At 45.3% G+C, this 15,339-nt stretch carries 13 protein-coding genes; 8 read left to right on the forward strand and 5 right to left on the reverse strand.

The window, feature by feature from the left end:
- Positions 1 to 61: 61 nt before the first annotated feature.
- From MSP8886_RS20675 to hflK (MSP8886_RS20690), 4 genes are read right to left on the reverse strand one after another with little or no spacing between them, the layout of a single operon-like run.
- Positions 62 to 2,071: a heavy metal translocating P-type ATPase gene (locus MSP8886_RS20675; protein ID WP_083201072.1), complete on the reverse strand. Its 2,010-nt coding sequence runs from the start codon at positions 2,069 to 2,071 to the stop codon at positions 62 to 64.
- A complete protein-coding gene (gene hflK / locus MSP8886_RS20680) occupies positions 2,068 to 3,144 on the reverse strand; it encodes a protease modulator HflK (protein ID WP_083201073.1) in 1,077 nt (358 codons plus the stop codon). Before hflK (MSP8886_RS20680) ends, MSP8886_RS20675 begins: the two co-directional genes overlap by 4 nt.
- Positions 3,141 to 4,178, reverse strand: coding sequence for a protease modulator HflC (gene hflC, locus MSP8886_RS20685; protein ID WP_217491377.1), 1,038 nt, complete (start codon positions 4,176 to 4,178; stop codon positions 3,141 to 3,143). The genes hflK (MSP8886_RS20680) and hflC overlap by 4 nt, the downstream gene beginning before the upstream one ends.
- Complete coding sequence (gene hflK, locus MSP8886_RS20690) at positions 4,175 to 6,193, reverse strand: protease modulator HflK (protein WP_067020609.1); 2,019 nt, start codon at positions 6,191 to 6,193, stop codon at positions 4,175 to 4,177. The genes hflC and hflK (MSP8886_RS20690) overlap by 4 nt, the downstream gene beginning before the upstream one ends.
- A 245-nt stretch (positions 6,194 to 6,438) precedes the next feature.
- Here hflK (MSP8886_RS20690) and MSP8886_RS20695 point away from each other — a divergent pair, with 245 nt between their 5' ends.
- The gene (locus tag MSP8886_RS20695; RefSeq protein WP_067020612.1) at positions 6,439 to 7,116 is read left to right on the forward strand and encodes a phosphatase PAP2 family protein; all 678 of its coding nucleotides are present in this window, start codon (positions 6,439 to 6,441) and stop codon (positions 7,114 to 7,116) included.
- Between the two features lie 198 nt (positions 7,117 to 7,314).
- The gene (locus MSP8886_RS22380; protein WP_175365331.1) at positions 7,315 to 7,455 is read left to right on the forward strand and encodes a hypothetical protein; all 141 of its coding nucleotides are present in this window, start codon (positions 7,315 to 7,317) and stop codon (positions 7,453 to 7,455) included.
- A gap of 203 nt (positions 7,456 to 7,658) precedes the next feature.
- On the opposite strand, the gene MSP8886_RS20700 is transcribed toward MSP8886_RS22380, so the two are convergent.
- Positions 7,659 to 9,431 carry a sigma-54-dependent Fis family transcriptional regulator gene (locus MSP8886_RS20700; protein WP_067020620.1) on the reverse strand — a complete coding sequence of 591 codons (1,773 nt, stop codon included), beginning with the start codon at positions 9,429 to 9,431 and terminating at the stop codon, positions 7,659 to 7,661.
- A 597-nt stretch (positions 9,432 to 10,028) separates the two neighbouring features.
- Between MSP8886_RS20700 and MSP8886_RS20705 the strand changes: the two genes are divergently transcribed.
- The 6 genes from MSP8886_RS20705 to MSP8886_RS20730 all read left to right on the forward strand — a co-directional run bounded on the left by MSP8886_RS20705 (position 10,029) and on the right by MSP8886_RS20730 (position 14,985).
- Entirely contained in the window at positions 10,029 to 10,796 is a 768-nt protein-coding gene (locus MSP8886_RS20705) for a coniferyl-alcohol dehydrogenase (protein WP_067020622.1), read from the forward strand.
- A gap of 100 nt (positions 10,797 to 10,896) precedes the next feature.
- Positions 10,897 to 11,817 (forward strand): SphA family protein, encoded by a 921-nt coding sequence (locus MSP8886_RS20710; protein ID WP_067020625.1) that lies wholly within the window; start codon positions 10,897 to 10,899, stop codon positions 11,815 to 11,817.
- Between the two features lie 294 nt (positions 11,818 to 12,111).
- Positions 12,112 to 12,417, forward strand: coding sequence for a DUF883 C-terminal domain-containing protein (locus MSP8886_RS20715; RefSeq protein WP_067020628.1), 306 nt, complete (start codon positions 12,112 to 12,114; stop codon positions 12,415 to 12,417).
- Positions 12,418 to 12,450: 33 nt separating this feature from the next.
- On the forward strand, positions 12,451 to 12,828 hold the full coding sequence (locus MSP8886_RS20720; RefSeq protein WP_067020631.1) for a hypothetical protein: 378 nt from the start codon (positions 12,451 to 12,453) through the stop codon (positions 12,826 to 12,828).
- 3 nt (positions 12,829 to 12,831) lie between these two features.
- Complete coding sequence (locus tag MSP8886_RS20725) at positions 12,832 to 13,212, forward strand: DEAD/DEAH box helicase family protein (RefSeq protein ID WP_067020634.1); 381 nt, start codon at positions 12,832 to 12,834, stop codon at positions 13,210 to 13,212.
- A 186-nt stretch (positions 13,213 to 13,398) separates the two neighbouring features.
- Positions 13,399 to 14,985, forward strand: a complete 1,587-nt coding sequence (locus tag MSP8886_RS20730) for an ABC-F family ATPase (protein WP_067020637.1) — start codon at positions 13,399 to 13,401, stop codon at positions 14,983 to 14,985.
- The last annotated feature ends 354 nt before the right edge of the window (positions 14,986 to 15,339 follow it).

Consider the following 15,339-nt stretch of genomic DNA (forward strand, 5'->3'; position numbering starts at 1 on the left):
TATTGAATGGCAGACATTGAGCTCCTTGTAAATATCAATGGGTAAAAGCCCAAGGGAGCTTTTACCCGCGTTTTTCAGGTTTGCGTAGGATGTCTTCAAAGCGCAGTAAGCGACCAGTATTCACCAATACTAACAAGGTGCTTAAATTATGGAGAACGGCGGCAATAAGGGCGCCAGCCACACCCAGCATGCCAAATGCTGCCGCAGCCATGATGGCAATGGTCCAGCTTAATCCGATAATGACGTTCATATGTAAAGTGCGGCGGCAGCGTCGACTCAAGCGTACGCATGTGGCTAGACGGCGCAGGTCGCTGCCAATTAAGACAATATCCGCGGAGGCTAGGGCGATGTCCGCGCCCCCCGCACCCATGGCGACGCCCACCACACCTGCTTTCAGAGCCAGTGAGTCGTTGATGCCATCACCCACTACAAGGGGTTTAAAGCCCGTTTGAATCTCATGGCTGACGCGATGCAGTTTGTCTTCAGGTAAGGCTTGAGCAACGACATCATGAATACCGACTTCTTTGGCGAGTTTGTCCGCCACGGATTGACGGTCGCCGGTGAGTAACACTTGGCGACCGAGACCCAGTTCTCGTAAATCAGCCAACGCTTGGGCGGCTTCAGGGCGAACTTGATCGGCTAATAACATCCAACTTAAGAATTGACCATTGAGTGATAGTCCCGCAATAGGGCCGTCGTGCTGTGGTATATCTGGAAGCTTGATGCCTAATTGAGTGAACAGCTCAGGTCTGCCCAGCGCCGCTTCTCCTTGTTCGGTTTGTGCTACGACACCTAATCCTTGTCGTTCGCGAATATCTTGTAGAGGCAGGTAAACATCGCTAGAAGCGAGGCTAGACATGGCACGACTGACCGGGTGGCTGCTAGAGGCTCCCAAACTGGCCGCTAAAATACGTATCGCTTGCTCGCTTATGTTGGTGCCTTCAGCTGCTTTCAGCTTTTGCAGACTTAATGAGCCAAAGGTTAGTGTGCCTGTTTTATCGACCACTAAAGAGCTGAGTTCCGTGAATTCTTCTAAAAACGCCGAGCTGCGGATCAGTATGCCATGCCGTGCGGCCACGGCAATACCTGCAATGGCGGCAGCGGGGGCTGACAGAACCAAAGCACATGGACAAGCGGCCACCAATACTGCAAGCATTGCTTGAGCATCATAGGTGACGAACCAAGTGATGGCGGCCACCATGAGCACTAATAGCATGTACTGTCCTGCATAGCGCTCTAATAAACGAGTAATGGGTGGCTTAGCTTGTTCTGCTTGCTGCATTAGGGCAATCACTTTGCCTAATGTGGAATCATCACCGGTGCGAGTCACTTGAATGCGTAAGAGACCATCGAGGTTAATAGCGCCGCCAAATACCTCATCGCCTATTTTGGCATCTTGTGGAACGGACTCCCCGGTAATAGGCGCTGTATCAAGGCTTGCCATACCACTGATAACAATGCCATCAGCAGGGATTCTATCGCCAGCGCGTACCTCAACCTGATCGTCTTTGATCAGTTGTTGATTATCTATCTCGCTGATGTTGCCATCATGATCGATTTTTCTGGCTTTGCTTTGAGTGAGGTGACTTAAGGCTTCGATGGCCTCTTGTGAGCCAATCATGCTTCGTTCTTCTAGAATATGACCAAAAATCATAATAATAGGGAGCAACGCAGCGGTCATTAAGTCGCCTGTGGCCCAAGCGCCCAGCATCGCTAATGCGATAAGCTGATCGGTGATGCCATGCAAACTGGGGTGTTTTAAGCTATGCCAAGAGGATTTGATAACAGGAAAGGCGACTAGGATCGAAGCGATTCCTAGCAACATTTGACTCACACTTTGTTGTAAGGGAAAAAGCCAATGCCAAGCTAACCCAAGGGCTAATAAGCCTAATGACACCATGGCTAATGTCAGTTGCTTCGCGGCGGCTTTTTGCTCGCTCCTGCTTAGTGAGCCTGAACTAAAATGAATATGGCCGTGATCATGTCCATGGTGGTCGTGTCCATGGTGGTTGTGTCCATGGTGGTTGTGTCCATTGTGATGGCTGGTGTGAGAATGGGAAGGCTGTGTCATGGTTGCTTGCCTTGTAAAATCAATTTGGCATCGTCTTTAGGATCGACTGTCGAAACGGAGCCGGCTTGGGACAATAAAGTGGTAATGCGCTGGCGATAAAGGCGCCACAATAAGCCGGGGTCTGCGTTAACCTGCTGCACTTTGGCAAGTTTGAGTATGCTTGCTGTATTGGCTTGTGCATTAGCGATACGTTCACTGGCGTTCGCATTGGCTTCTTGTAAAATACGATCGGCTTCTTGGTTTGCTGCTTGTAAGGTGGATGCCGCTTTATTATTCGCTTTTGCAATGGCTTGTTTGGCAAGCTGACTGGCGGTTAATACCGCATTGAAGGCATCAACCGTTTCTACAGGAAGCTTGGGTTGAATGTCTACACGAGCCACTTTTATACCCAGACTGGCATGTTCTTGTGTCAGTTGAGCAAGGCGAAGATTGATTTGTTTCACCAAGTCTTCGCGCAGTTTTTCCCTTTCTTCTGCGGCTTTGGTGCTGGAACCCACCAGTTCAGGACGTGCTACCAATATAGTGTCTAAATCCCGTGATGCTGAAATCACTACAGCACTGCGTTCGACCAACCGATCTAACGCGAAATTCACATGTTTGCCTTGCAGCACATAGGCATATGGGTCGGTCACTTTATAATAAAGGTGGACACCGAGTTGCACGATGCCAGAGTCGCCTGTTAGTAAGTAACCCTCGCCAGCGGTTGCATCGGTAAGTATGCCGGAATCCAAGCCACTATAATCTATGGATTTTGGTCGAATAAGCGCTTTTACTGTGCGATCCACGACGCGATCGGCCGAGGGAATAATAACCACTTTTTCAAAAGGTTGAGGCCAAGCGAGCAGTAATCCAGAGTTCTGTTCACGATCAATGGCTCCAAAGCGTAAGACAACTGCACGGCTTTCTGGACCAATTTCCCGAATATTGCTGACTAACCAACTGATGGCGGTGACACTGGTTAATATGTACAGAGCAATAAAGGCTAAACGCCCAGCTTGAAACCAATGTCCTTGAGACTTACCTGGTGAGGTGCCAGGTTGCCCATTTCTTTTACTGGCGGACAAGAGGCTCATGGCTGGACTGTTCCTTGTTTCTTAATAGAGCGGTTCTGTAACATAACAGGACCGTCTTTGATATTAGCAGGACCGTCGATGAGGGCTTTAAAGGGCGCGGCGTCAGTACGAAGAACCAAATGAGTATTGCCGTTGATAATGCTACTTAATGTATCCAAAGAACGGAGCAAATCATACAGTTGAGGTGCTTCTTTATGGGCTTGTCCGTAAATATCCGCGGCCTGTACGATCAACTTCGCTTCAATATCCGCTGCTTTTACTTTCGCATTTGCGGTAATGATGCGGGCCTCTTTTTGTGCTGTGGAGACGATTTGTGCCGCTTGTCGTTTGCCTTCTGCCGTGCGTTGTGTGGCGATGGTTTCTCGTTCTGCACGCATACGATCTACTGTGGCGGTGAGGGTGACAACTGGAAGTGTTAGGCGCTCTATACCGACTTGCACAACCCGTACGCCGTAGGTGTTGAGTAAGGAACCTTCTATTTGAGCGCGGAGTTTGTTTTCAAAATCGTTAATTTGCACTTTGCTGCCATCCGTATTAACCAAGCTGGATAAGTTATAACTACTGGCGGTAGCTTCGAGAGCTGAACCAACAAAAGTGCGCAGTTGACGGGCTGCTTCAGAGGGCTTGTTTTGTACGGCGCGCATAAAGCGTTTGACGTCTTCTTTATCGGATTTCACCTGCCAAACCACATAGGCTTGCACGATAATACGTAAGCCGTCTTTGGTGCCCACATCTTGTAAGCCACTTGATGTGGTACGAAGTCGTAAATCAACGGGAGTGGAGAGTTCAATAGGAGTGGGTAAATGCCAGGCCAAGCCAGGAGTTAATATCACTCGAACTGGATCACCAAAGCGGGTAATCACCTCTGCTTCCCCAGATCGCACTTGTACTAAGCAGGCCGCTGCAAGCGCGAACAAAACCAGCAAAAGAGCAAAGGTCATGCGTCGCCAAGTGGCGCTCTTTTTTTCATGATGAGTTTCATTGTCCAGTTGGTCATGCTCATGGTCATGATGGTGGTGATGTGGCTGGCTCAATGTGTCTCTCCTGATTGAGTACTAGTGTTGGTCTTAGGGTCAACAGGGGGAACGAAACTTCTAAAGTCAATCGTTGGTGCGCCTGTTCCTTGAATGCGGCTGTCTATAATAAGACTATTGGCATTTTTCATGCTCTTGGCGAGTTGTTGGTAATATTGTTCTCGAATAAAGGTTTTACCAGCGGAGTCATAAGCATGCTTGTCAGCGGTAAATAGTGTTTTAGCGATGTTTGCTTGGCTAATATTTTGATGGGCCTTCGCACTGGCATCGTCTTCGAGTAGGCTTGCTTTTTGCTCGGCTTGGTTTAGATCCACCGCCGCTTTGCCTTTTTCTCTGGCTATTAAAGCTTGAACTTCGATTTGTGCGGATTGTACTTTGTGATAGGCGTTGGCAGCTTTCGCTGGTGGATGAATGGCTTCAATTGCCGTTGCAAGCAAGGTGACGCCTGAATTCAGGCGATTTAATTCACTTTGTACGGCTTTGTCTACGTCAGCCGCAAGTTGATTGCGCTGTTCGCTAAGAAGGTCATCTAAGGTGCGTCCAGCAAAATCATGAACTAATACGCGGCTTGCTGTGCGACGAATCAACATAGGCAGATTGTCTGTATTGTAGGTGGCTTTGAGTGCGTCTTCGTCAGTTAGGCCGATGCGGTAGATAAAGCGCACATCCATGTCGACAATCTGAAAACTTTGCTTGCCATCGCTACTGCTGGCGATGATCTGAGACTTTTCACTGCGATGCGTCACATCCCACAGGCGGTTCGCCGTGTATGGTGCTGGCCCTTCCGTTGGATCCGCTTGGTTGGGTATGGCTGGGGCCGTGGAGTTGTCATCGGTGCTGGCCGCTAATTCGTGTACGACACCATATTCGACATTAATAATGCGCCCAAAAGGCCATGGCAAGCTAACGTGGAGACCTGGCTTGAGTACGGCAACAGGCTTACCAAAACGCTCATAAATGCCTCGACCATTCATAGGGATTTCATGTAATCCAGACAAGAGCCAACCCGCCAATAGAATGAACAGAAGGATCGGTAGAAAAGCGCGACGTATAAATCCAAAGGCCCAAACTTGGCGTAAATCAATGCCAAAGCGTTGATGAAGGCTTGCTTGAAAAAGTTGCATTGGCTTAGGGGGCCAACGCATCATTTCCGCAAAAAAGCTGGTGGTAAAAAGTGCGGGTTCCAACGAGTCTCGGCGTGGTGTAAAAATGACCAGAATAGCTCGAATAATCAATTCCAACCCAAGAAGGCAAGGTAATAAGCCAACCAATACGGCCAAGCGAAGTGGCCAAATACGCTCCGCGTTAGCATAGAAAAGGCAGATCGCGGATAGCACAAACACAACAATGGCCACTCGAAGTTGTACAGCCAAGGGCAATGCTTCAGGCCATTCTTGTTTGTGTGCAGCAAGGTAGCGTTCAACGACCAGTAACGCAAAGGCTACTAATAACGCTAAACCGCCAAATAGGTAGGCATTGGCTCCCAGTGCTTTTGGTGTGGCGGATAGGTTCCAACCACTGTCAATTAAAAGAAAGGCAAAAAGTATCAGCAAGACGACCCAGGTCACGTCGATACCAATAGCGGATAATATCGGCTTAATTCGACTTTCTTTGATTCTGTCTGATAGCTGTTTGATGGGGTTGATTGTTTTTAAAACAGTTTTTCCCGTTTGCTCGGTATCGGGCTGAGGGTGAGTTGCTTCTTTTTCTGTTGAAAGTTCTTCTGGTGTAAGTTCCTCTGGAGCAATAATACGGGCGCGCCAAACCGCAATGCGCCATGCTGACTGAAAGGAGGCAAGTAGTATCAGTAAGGTTGCGGCGGCGTTGAGTTGTATCGGTATCCAGATAGAGGTTGGGGCAAACATATCGACGATAAGCCACATCAACAAAATGGCGAAAGCCAAACCTGCAAAGGCTATACAAGTACTAAAGAGTTGACGGGCATGGTTAGTGGCGAGCTGGAAGCGAGGGATAGCGGCTAATTCTTCGTCATCTGTTTTTAAGTCAACTCTCATTAACGCTCCAAGGGTGAGTTGTTTGGCATCGGGCAGGGCAAAATTACTCCTCATTCTATAATAAAATAATAAGATTGCACCCAACTCTTACGGTTATGTCTACTTTATGGATAAGTTTCCCTTTTTATTCACTGAATGTAAGGATTTTGCATATTTGTTTGTAAAAAGTGGGTCTCAGGGTTAAAAATCATCTATGCTAGGGTTAACTTATTGTATTAACTGATTATTTTAGAGGCGTTTATACTATGGCCGATACACAAATTCCTCGTTACCAATGGGTGCTATTAGCCGGATTGCTTTTGTGTTTTATTGCCTTGGCTGTCATCGCCAATACAGCTCACATTCCGGAGTTTGATCGGCGCATATTTTTAGCGCTTCGTGACCCAATGGACAGTACAAAAGAATGGGGGCCGACTTGGTTAGCCGAATTGATGAGGGATATTACTGCCCTAGGGAGTAATTGGATTTTGCTGTTTTTCTGCTTTGTTTATGCCGTCTTTTTATGCTTGATTCAAAGGCCATATTTAGCAAAATATTTGTTGCTGACTGTGATTGTGGGGATGCTCGTAAGTTTATTGTTGAAATTAGGGTTTGATCGTCCTCGTCCTTCTATCATCCCCCATGGGGTTCGGGTTTATACCAGCAGTTTTCCTTCTGGTCATGGTATGTCGTCGTCCTTTGTCTGGTTAACCTTGGCACTGGTGGCGACTTGGCATACAGATAACGTTAAGGCTAAGCGGTTTCTAGTCGGAGTGGCTTTGTTGACGACTCTTATGGTGTCGTTCAGTCGCGTCTATCTTGGTGTTCATTGGCCAACCGATGTGTTGGCTGGAATGGCGGTTGGGTTATTTTGGGCATTACTTTGTTATCGTTTAGCGCGTTATGGTCAGGCGCATTACTGTCAAGATAAGTCGCAGTTTTAGTGCGAGCGATGCATATTTAGTTGATAGTTGCATCTGTCTTGGCTTTTTCTCTTGCTATGAAGATAACTCGTCAAGATCTCAGACTATCTTATGGCTAATGGGGAAAGAGACTTTCTTTAGCTTTGGCTGACATATCCTTGCGGTTTTCAGTGCTAGCATGAAATCTCTTAATTCATTATAGCAGCAAGGAAAATTGTGATGGCTCGTTTAATTAGAAAACTAGTAAATGCACACTTTTTTAACCGTCATTCTAATCAAACCCCAGAAAAATCGATCGTGGTTTTTGATATGGATGAATATGAGTGGAAGGGCTGGGATGCCTGGGTTGAAGTCAAATAATAAAGTTTAATGTCCGGAAAAATTGTATAGGAGGGCATGGCCTTTACGGAGTGTTCGTGGCATTGACTCAGGTACAGTTGTTCTTTCAGGAGTGGATGCGTAGCGTAGTAGGAGTGAGTATGGCGTTATTTCAAAAAGGCGAAAACAGAGAAATCAGTGTTTTCGCCTTTTTTGTTTCTGCTTTTTCTTGTCGACATCCCTGTTTATGGGACGACTTTTTTCAGTCGGTAAGCCAACTGCGCTCTTGTTAAACCAAGGGAGCGTGCCGCCGCAGCCATATTGCCATGCGCGGTATCCATCGCTTCATGTAGCAGCCGCTCTTCCAGTTTGTTAATAGAAAACTGCTCATCCTCATTGCTTTGTTTTAGTTGCTCTAGGAGCGAGTCGGAGGCATCTGAGCTGTCTTGCTGTACCTTGGAGGTCAGTTCTCCTTGCTGATTGATCCAAAATGTTGATTGTTTAGTGAGATTTTCAGTTCTAAAAAAGTGGTGTGTTTCGATCTTTTCGTGGTCATTTGCTCCAATAACACCGCGTTCAACCAAATTCTGCAGTTCTCGAATATTCCCAGGGAAGTCATAATTGTAGAGTGCCTGTAGGGCTTTTATACTGATGCCTTGGAGTTCCCGCCCATGTAATTGGCAATAATGTTCGTAATAGTGGTTGACCAATAAAGGAATATCGTCGCGGCGTTCACGTAGTGGGGGTAGGGGAATAGGGTAGACATTTAGGCGATAATAAAGGTCTTCACGAAACTCACCTTTGGCAACTTTGTCTTTTAGGTTATCGTTGGTGGCGGCCACAATTCTCACATCAACTTTGATGGCTTTAGTGCCCCCCACGCGCTCGATTTCTTTTTCCTGTAGTGCCCGTAATAATTTGCTTTGTCCGACAAGACTGAGAGTTCCAATTTCATCTAGGAAAATAGTACCACCCTGAGCGCGTTCAAATCGGCCGGGGCGACTGTGAGATGCTCCTGTATAGGCCCCACGTTCGACACCAAATAATTCTGATTCCAATAGGTTTTCAGGAATAGCCGCACAGTTAAAGGCGATAAAGGGGCTATTTTCTCGTGGACTTAATTGGTGAAGAAGTGAGGCGAATAGCTCTTTGCCCACACCTGATTCCCCAGTTAATAACACCGTAGCAGATGTTTTAGCGACTCTGGTAATGGCTTGAGTGGCTGCTTTAAATGCAGAAGAGGCACCAATCGTAATAGGGCGATTAGTTTGGTCGGTTTGTTTCTTTGGTGTGGCATCTTGATTTTGGTTATGGTTGGCAGGTAAAGGACATACTTGTTTTGCAAGGTAATAAAGATCCTCTGAGGCGTCAGGCCAGAGATCCGCTGTTTTCGCAACGACTTTGCATGCTGCATGGCCCATGGATCGACATTCTACTTCGCGAAAAATGACCATATTACCAACAAGAGTGCTGACGTAGCCCATGGCATAGCCCAATTCTAGCCAACAAGCAGGGTCGGCGCCTACACCATAGGCGTTAATATGAGCATCATCTTCGCTGCTGTGGTGCCAAAGAAACTCGCCTTCATAACGACCTGTTTCTATATCAAATTCAAAATAAATGGTTTCGACTTTAACGATGCCTTCTAGAGCATGAAGCTGAATGCCTGCTCCAAAAATAGAGGTGATTTCAGCATCTGGCCAGCGTGATTTCACTAGATTAGCATCGCGCTTTCCTGATTCAAAGCCTGTTCGAGTTAATACGCCTCGTGCTCCCTCTAGACCTAGGGAATCGATAAGCTCTCTTCTTAATGTGGCAAGGGAAGCATTATGGATGAGTAGCATGCGCTCGTCGTTTAGCCAGATTCGACCATCCCCAGGGGAAAAACAAAGGCACTCGGTTAGTTCTTCTAATGTAGGAGATTCTTGCTTATTAAGCTGAGATGAATCGCCTTTGAGTAATACGTTAGCGTTGATGCGTGACATATCGGCTAGAGAAATACGGTGAGGCATTGTCATTATTATTTTCCTCATTGGTCGTTTAGTTATCTGCTTTATTGTTATACATCCAAACTATTTATTTGATCAACTGATCTGTTATCTTTTTTTATAAAATTGATCATTTGAGCAATCTAAATGAATGGCTTTTTCACCTGAGGCGGTAAGGGAAAAAATACAATGAAATGAAAAGTCTATAAAAATCATTTTGTTATGAGGTTTTTTTATCTTTAGGGAGACGGTGAAAGAAAAGTGGTACGTTCTATGCAATTTTTATGAACAGTTAATGACAGGAGACTAATAATGATAAGAAACTCTCTTTCTCTTGGCTTTCTTTGTTTGCGGTTTGGTCAATCCATCTCTATCTCAGAGCACCCTAATGAGGTTCTGGAAGAAAGGGGAGTAGAACGAAGAGGGCGCATTGTTTTCTTACATTGTTTTATGTTTCTTCTAGTCGAGGCGGTTAATCCGTCTCTAAATAGTTTTTCAGGTTTACGTCCATTATCGTTTTTTCGATGTTTTGTTCTGGGCCTTTCCCTCCCTGAGAGCAAGCTCTAAAAGGCTATTTTGGACGTATTTTGTTTTTCATATAACAACAATAATAGAAGCGAGAAAAAAATGAGACTGTTAGGTAAGACCTTAGTGGTTACAGGTGTTTCGTCAGGAATCGGGGCGGATGTTGCTCGTCTTGCGAGTTTCCATGGTGCGAAAGTGATTGGTATTGACCGAAATGAGCCAAGCCTCACCTTAGATGGTTTTATTCAATTGGATTTAACAGATATACATGCAATCGACAAAGCCGTCACGTCTTTACCTGTTGGTATTGATGGCTTGTGTAATATTGCAGGAGTGCCTGGAACCGCTTCTATAGAGTTGGTGAGTCGAGTGAATTATTTAGGACTACGCCATTTGAGTCAGTCAATATTGCCCAAAATGAATGATGGTGCCGCCATTGTTAATGTGTCATCAATTTTAGGGCGCGATTGGCCAGAGCGGTTAGAGGCACACAAAGCGCTGGCGTCTCAAGCGACTTTTCAAGACGGTGTCAACTGGTTAGAGGCACACCCTGTACCACAAGAAACCTGTTATCAGTACTTTAAAGAAGCATTAATTGTCTGGAGCACAGAAAAGGCCTTCGCTTGGTTTCGAGATCATGGCGTGCGCTTAAATTGTGTGGCACCAGGTCCTGTCTTTACCCCGATTCTAGGGGACTTTGTCAGTATGTTGGGTGAAGAGCGAGTACAAGAAGACGCTGCGCGTATGAAACGCCCTGCCTATTCCGATGAAGTCGCAGAAGTCATCGCTTTCTTATGTTCAGATGCCGCACGTTGGGTATGTGGTGCCAATATTCCTGTCGATGGAGGATTGGAGTCTACTTATTTATAAAGACGGTGAGGCCAGATCACAGGCTCAATGAGAGCTAGTTTGGGATGGTCTTATTTTTAATAATCTTGTATCAAAAATAAAAATAAAAGGTGGTAATAAAATGGCACTTAAAAAAACAGGACTTGCCTGTGGTATCGCGTTGGCTTCTTTTTCTGCAATGGCTTACGATCTGCCTGGGGGGAATATGGGGGACTCTAGCTTTTACGATGGTGCACCTGCGCCAAATGGCCCAGGTTGGTATTTTTTAGAGTACTTACAATCGATTCGTGCAGATACCTTAAAAGGTAATAATGGGAAAGATTTGCCCGTAGCGAATCCAAAAACCGATATGTTTGTTCCCCTTTCTCAGATTATTTATGTATCTCATAAAAAGTGGGGGAATATTACTCCAGGTTGGACAGCCTTACTGCCATGGATTGCTAAAGCTGACAATGGATCATCCCCATCACAAACAGGTATTGGTGATCTGACGTTGGGCGGTTTCTTACAATTTGATCCTATTATGGGAGAAAATGGGCCTAAGTTCTCGCAACGTGTTGAATTGGATATTACCGGACCGACCGGTCAATATGATAAAGATAAAATTGTCAATCCAGGTAGCCATGCTTGGAGTGTTGAACCTTATTACGCTTTTACTTATTGGGTCACCCCAAAATGGACCACTTCTGCTCGTTTTATGTATTTGTGGAATAGCAAAAATAATGATCCAAATTTTTCTACTGGTGCCAGTAGTAGCATTCAGGCAGGTCAGGCGTTTCACATGAACTTTGCGACGGCTTATGCCGTTAGTAAAACGGTGAGCATCGGGATTAATGGCTATATGTTAAAGCAGGTAACAAATACCAAAATAGATGGTCGTAGTGTGTCGGGCCGTAAAGAAAAAGTTTGGGCGATTGGTCCTGGCGCTTTGTTCTCGATAGGTAAAGATGACTCCATTACAGCCAACGTTTACTTTGAACAAGATGCCCATAACCGTGCGGAGGGAAATCGCTATATATTGCGCTACGCCCATTACTTCTAATCGCTGCTAAGCCCAATAGGCAAGGGCTTTGTTAAAGCATCACTCAAAATAAAAAACGGTTCTATACTAGTAGGGCCGTTTTTTATGCTCGCAATGTGAGGGGGGAGGACTCAGAAAATGACAATAAGATTGTCAACAAAAAGAAAAAATGATTAGAGAACAAAGTATATTCGCATCTTCTTAAAATATGCGCTAGTCTGTAAGCACGATTTACCTCTATCGCTATGACATGGTATTGAATCGTTAGTGGCGTTGAATATTAGTATCATTTCTGAATCCAAAGGAGAGTATAGAATGGCTACAACAACCAAAAGTACGACCCAATCCAAAGCACATGAGAAAGTGGATGAAGCAGCAGAGGCAGCGCATAAAGGGGTAGACAGTGCTGCGCAAGCGAAAGAACAGAGCCAAGAACGAATCGAAGAGGTTGCTCAGCAAATTAGTGAGCAAGCCCATAAAATTGCGGATACCGCGAAAAATCAATCTGAAAAAGTTACTTCTGCCATTGGTGAATACGCCAAAGAGCATCCCGTTAAGACCATAGGCATTGCTTTTTTAGCGGGTGCCTTAGCCGCAAGCTTCTTATGTAAGCGTAAATAGCACCAGAGTTTATCACAAGGGCGACGACTATAAATGGAGACATCATCGCACTCAGATTCAGACAAAGAGACTGCGGACTTATCCGTCGTCCTGAATGATCACAAACATTGGTTCAAGAGTGTGTTAGGGCTGGGAGCCTTGGAGGCCAAGTTGTGGGTGGCTTCCGGTGCTCAGCTCCTTGCTCTAATGTGTGGTGTGATTTTCTTATTATTGACAACCTGGTTGTTAATCATCGCGACGAGCGCCGTGATTGCTTGGAGTTATGGTTTTTCTTTGGTTGGCATTTTGGCAACCGCTACATTGGTAACCTTTGTCAGTGCGATGGTTTTGTTGTATTTGGTAAGACGTACGTTAAAAAACATGGGTTTTACACGTACTTTAGATGCCATTATTCCATCTCAAGAGGAGTAAATCATGTTTGGTCTTAAGAAAATGCAACGTGAGCGTGATCGTCTCTTCGAGAAAACTCAGCAGTTGGAAAAGCAGGCGACGACCTCTCGCAACAAAGCCAAAGACAGCATTTTAGCCATGGCTGTGAGTCCGACAGGATTGTTGGCGAGTTTTGTGCTCGGTGCGACAACGCAATGTGACATTAGCAAAAAAGCCAGACAAAACCTTCTCAATGGGGCAACGAAAGAAGTGTTGGGCTTTTTGTCGAGTCAAGTCATGGCGTATATGTCGGCTGATTCACAAAAAACACCTGCGTCAGAAGAAGAGGAAGCGCCGTCACAAACGGATCGGTTTTCTCAAGATTCCCCAGCAAGTCCTTCAAAAGGCCCTTCTACGACTGTTTAACTGTCTTTATCGACAAATAGGATCAAGTACTGAGTTTGTCGTTAGCGATATTTGTGCAAAAACGATACTTAAGCCTCGACTTTAATGGCTTAAATCTCTATATTCGCCCCTCTTTCTGTTTGTCTTTTGATCCCATTGTGGTCGGTATAAACGTTTTTCTTTTCTCTTTATTTAGGGCTTTTTCCTTTGATCTCCACGGCTAATATCACCATGCAATTCGGCGCAACGCCATTGTTTGAAAACATCTCGGCAAAATTTGGTAATGGCAATCGTTATGGTTTAATCGGTGCAAATGGATGTGGCAAATCCACCTTCATGAAAATTCTCAGTGGTGCGCTAACGCCAACCTCCGGCAATGTGTCCATCACTCCAGGGGAAAAAGTCGGTACGCTAAGCCAAGATCAATTCGCTTTTGAAGAGTACTCGGTGGTTGATGCAGTGATCATGGGCGATGTGGAACTATGGAAAGTGAAGCAAGAACGCGATGCTATTTATGCTAAGCCGGAAATGAGTGAAGAAGATGGCATGCGTGCTGGTGAGCTAGAAGCCGAGTTTGCTGAAATGGATGGCTACAGTGCGGAAAGTCGTGCTGGTGATATTTTATTAGAAGCGGGCATTGATGAATCCTATCATTTTGGTCTTATGAGCCAAGTGGCACCCGGTTGGAAATTACGTGTCTTATTAGCCCAAGCACTATTTGCAGACCCTGATATTTTGCTGCTTGATGAGCCGACAAACAACTTGGACATTCACACTATCAACTGGTTGGCCGGTATATTAAACCAGCGTAAATGCACTATGATTATTATTTCCCATGATCGTCACTTTCTGAATTCTGTGTGTACGCACATGGCAGACATTGATTTTGGTGAGTTACGTATTTATCCCGGCAACTACGAATATTTTATGGAAGCTTCGTCTTTGATTCGTGAGCAACTGTTGACAGAAAATGCGAAGAAAAGTGCTGAAATGGACGACTTACAAGCGTTTGTAAATCGCTTCTCTGCTAACGCTTCAAAAGCAAAGCAGGCGAGTTCCCGAGCGAAAAAACTGGAAAAAATTGAACTGGCGGAAGTGAAACAGTCTAGCCGAATGACGCCGTCGCTGTCTTTCAAACAGGACAAGAAACTGCACCGACATGCTTTGATTCTAGAAGACCTTGGTCACGGCTACGATGAGTTGCTGTTTACGGGGGGGAATATCATTTTAGAAGCGGGCTCAAGGCTGGCGGTTATTGGTGAAAATGGAGTGGGGAAAACTACCTTTCTGCGCTGCTTGATGAAAGAGTTAGAGGCGCAGCAAGGTAAAATCAAATGGGCGGAAAACGCTGTTGTTGGCTACTGTCCACAAGACACTACCGACGATTTTGATTGTGACCTGACCTTGTTCGATTGGATGTCTAAATGGCGTACGGTTAAGCATGATGATCTAAAAGTTCGCGCGATGTTGGGTCGTTTGCTGTTTACGGCGGATGATTTCAATAAGAAAGTGCGAGTGTGTTCTGGTGGCGAGAAAAACCGCCTCATGTTTGGTAAGTTAATGATGATGGACTTAAATGTCCTGGTAATGGACGAGCCAACCAACCATATGGATATGGAAGCCATCGAAGCGCTCAACAATGCCTTGTTAGACTTTGACGGCACACTGATTTTTGTCAGCCACGATAGGGCATTTGTTTCTTCCTTGGCGAACCGTGTTATCGAAATCAAAGGGCAAAAAGTCGTAGATTTCCAAGGTACTTATGACGAGTATCTTGCAAACCAGTTGATGTGATAATGGGCTGATTGTTTTGTTTGCTATGTGGTTGTCGAAGAGAACTTGCTCGCGGTAGCCAGATCTATGGATGAAATTGAAGGGATTATTTATTCATAACTCTGTTGAACAAGTAACGAGATAACAATCCGCTATTTATTATAGTTTGTATATGTAGTTGATTTGCAGCAATCAAAAGAAGACACCTAAATATATGTTTGTATGCACATATATTTAGGTGGTGGTTTTCCCCCTGTGTCAGGATAGTTGTCGCCTCATTTGATATTATAAATAGACAGGGGGCGGTAAGTTAAAACCAGTGGATTACCAAAGACATTCAAGAGCCTTTAAAGAAGCCATCTTACAGAAACTCAG

The organism is Marinomonas spartinae (assembly GCF_900089775.1).
In the GTDB taxonomy this organism is placed as follows: Bacteria; Pseudomonadota; Gammaproteobacteria; order Pseudomonadales; family Marinomonadaceae; genus Marinomonas; species Marinomonas spartinae.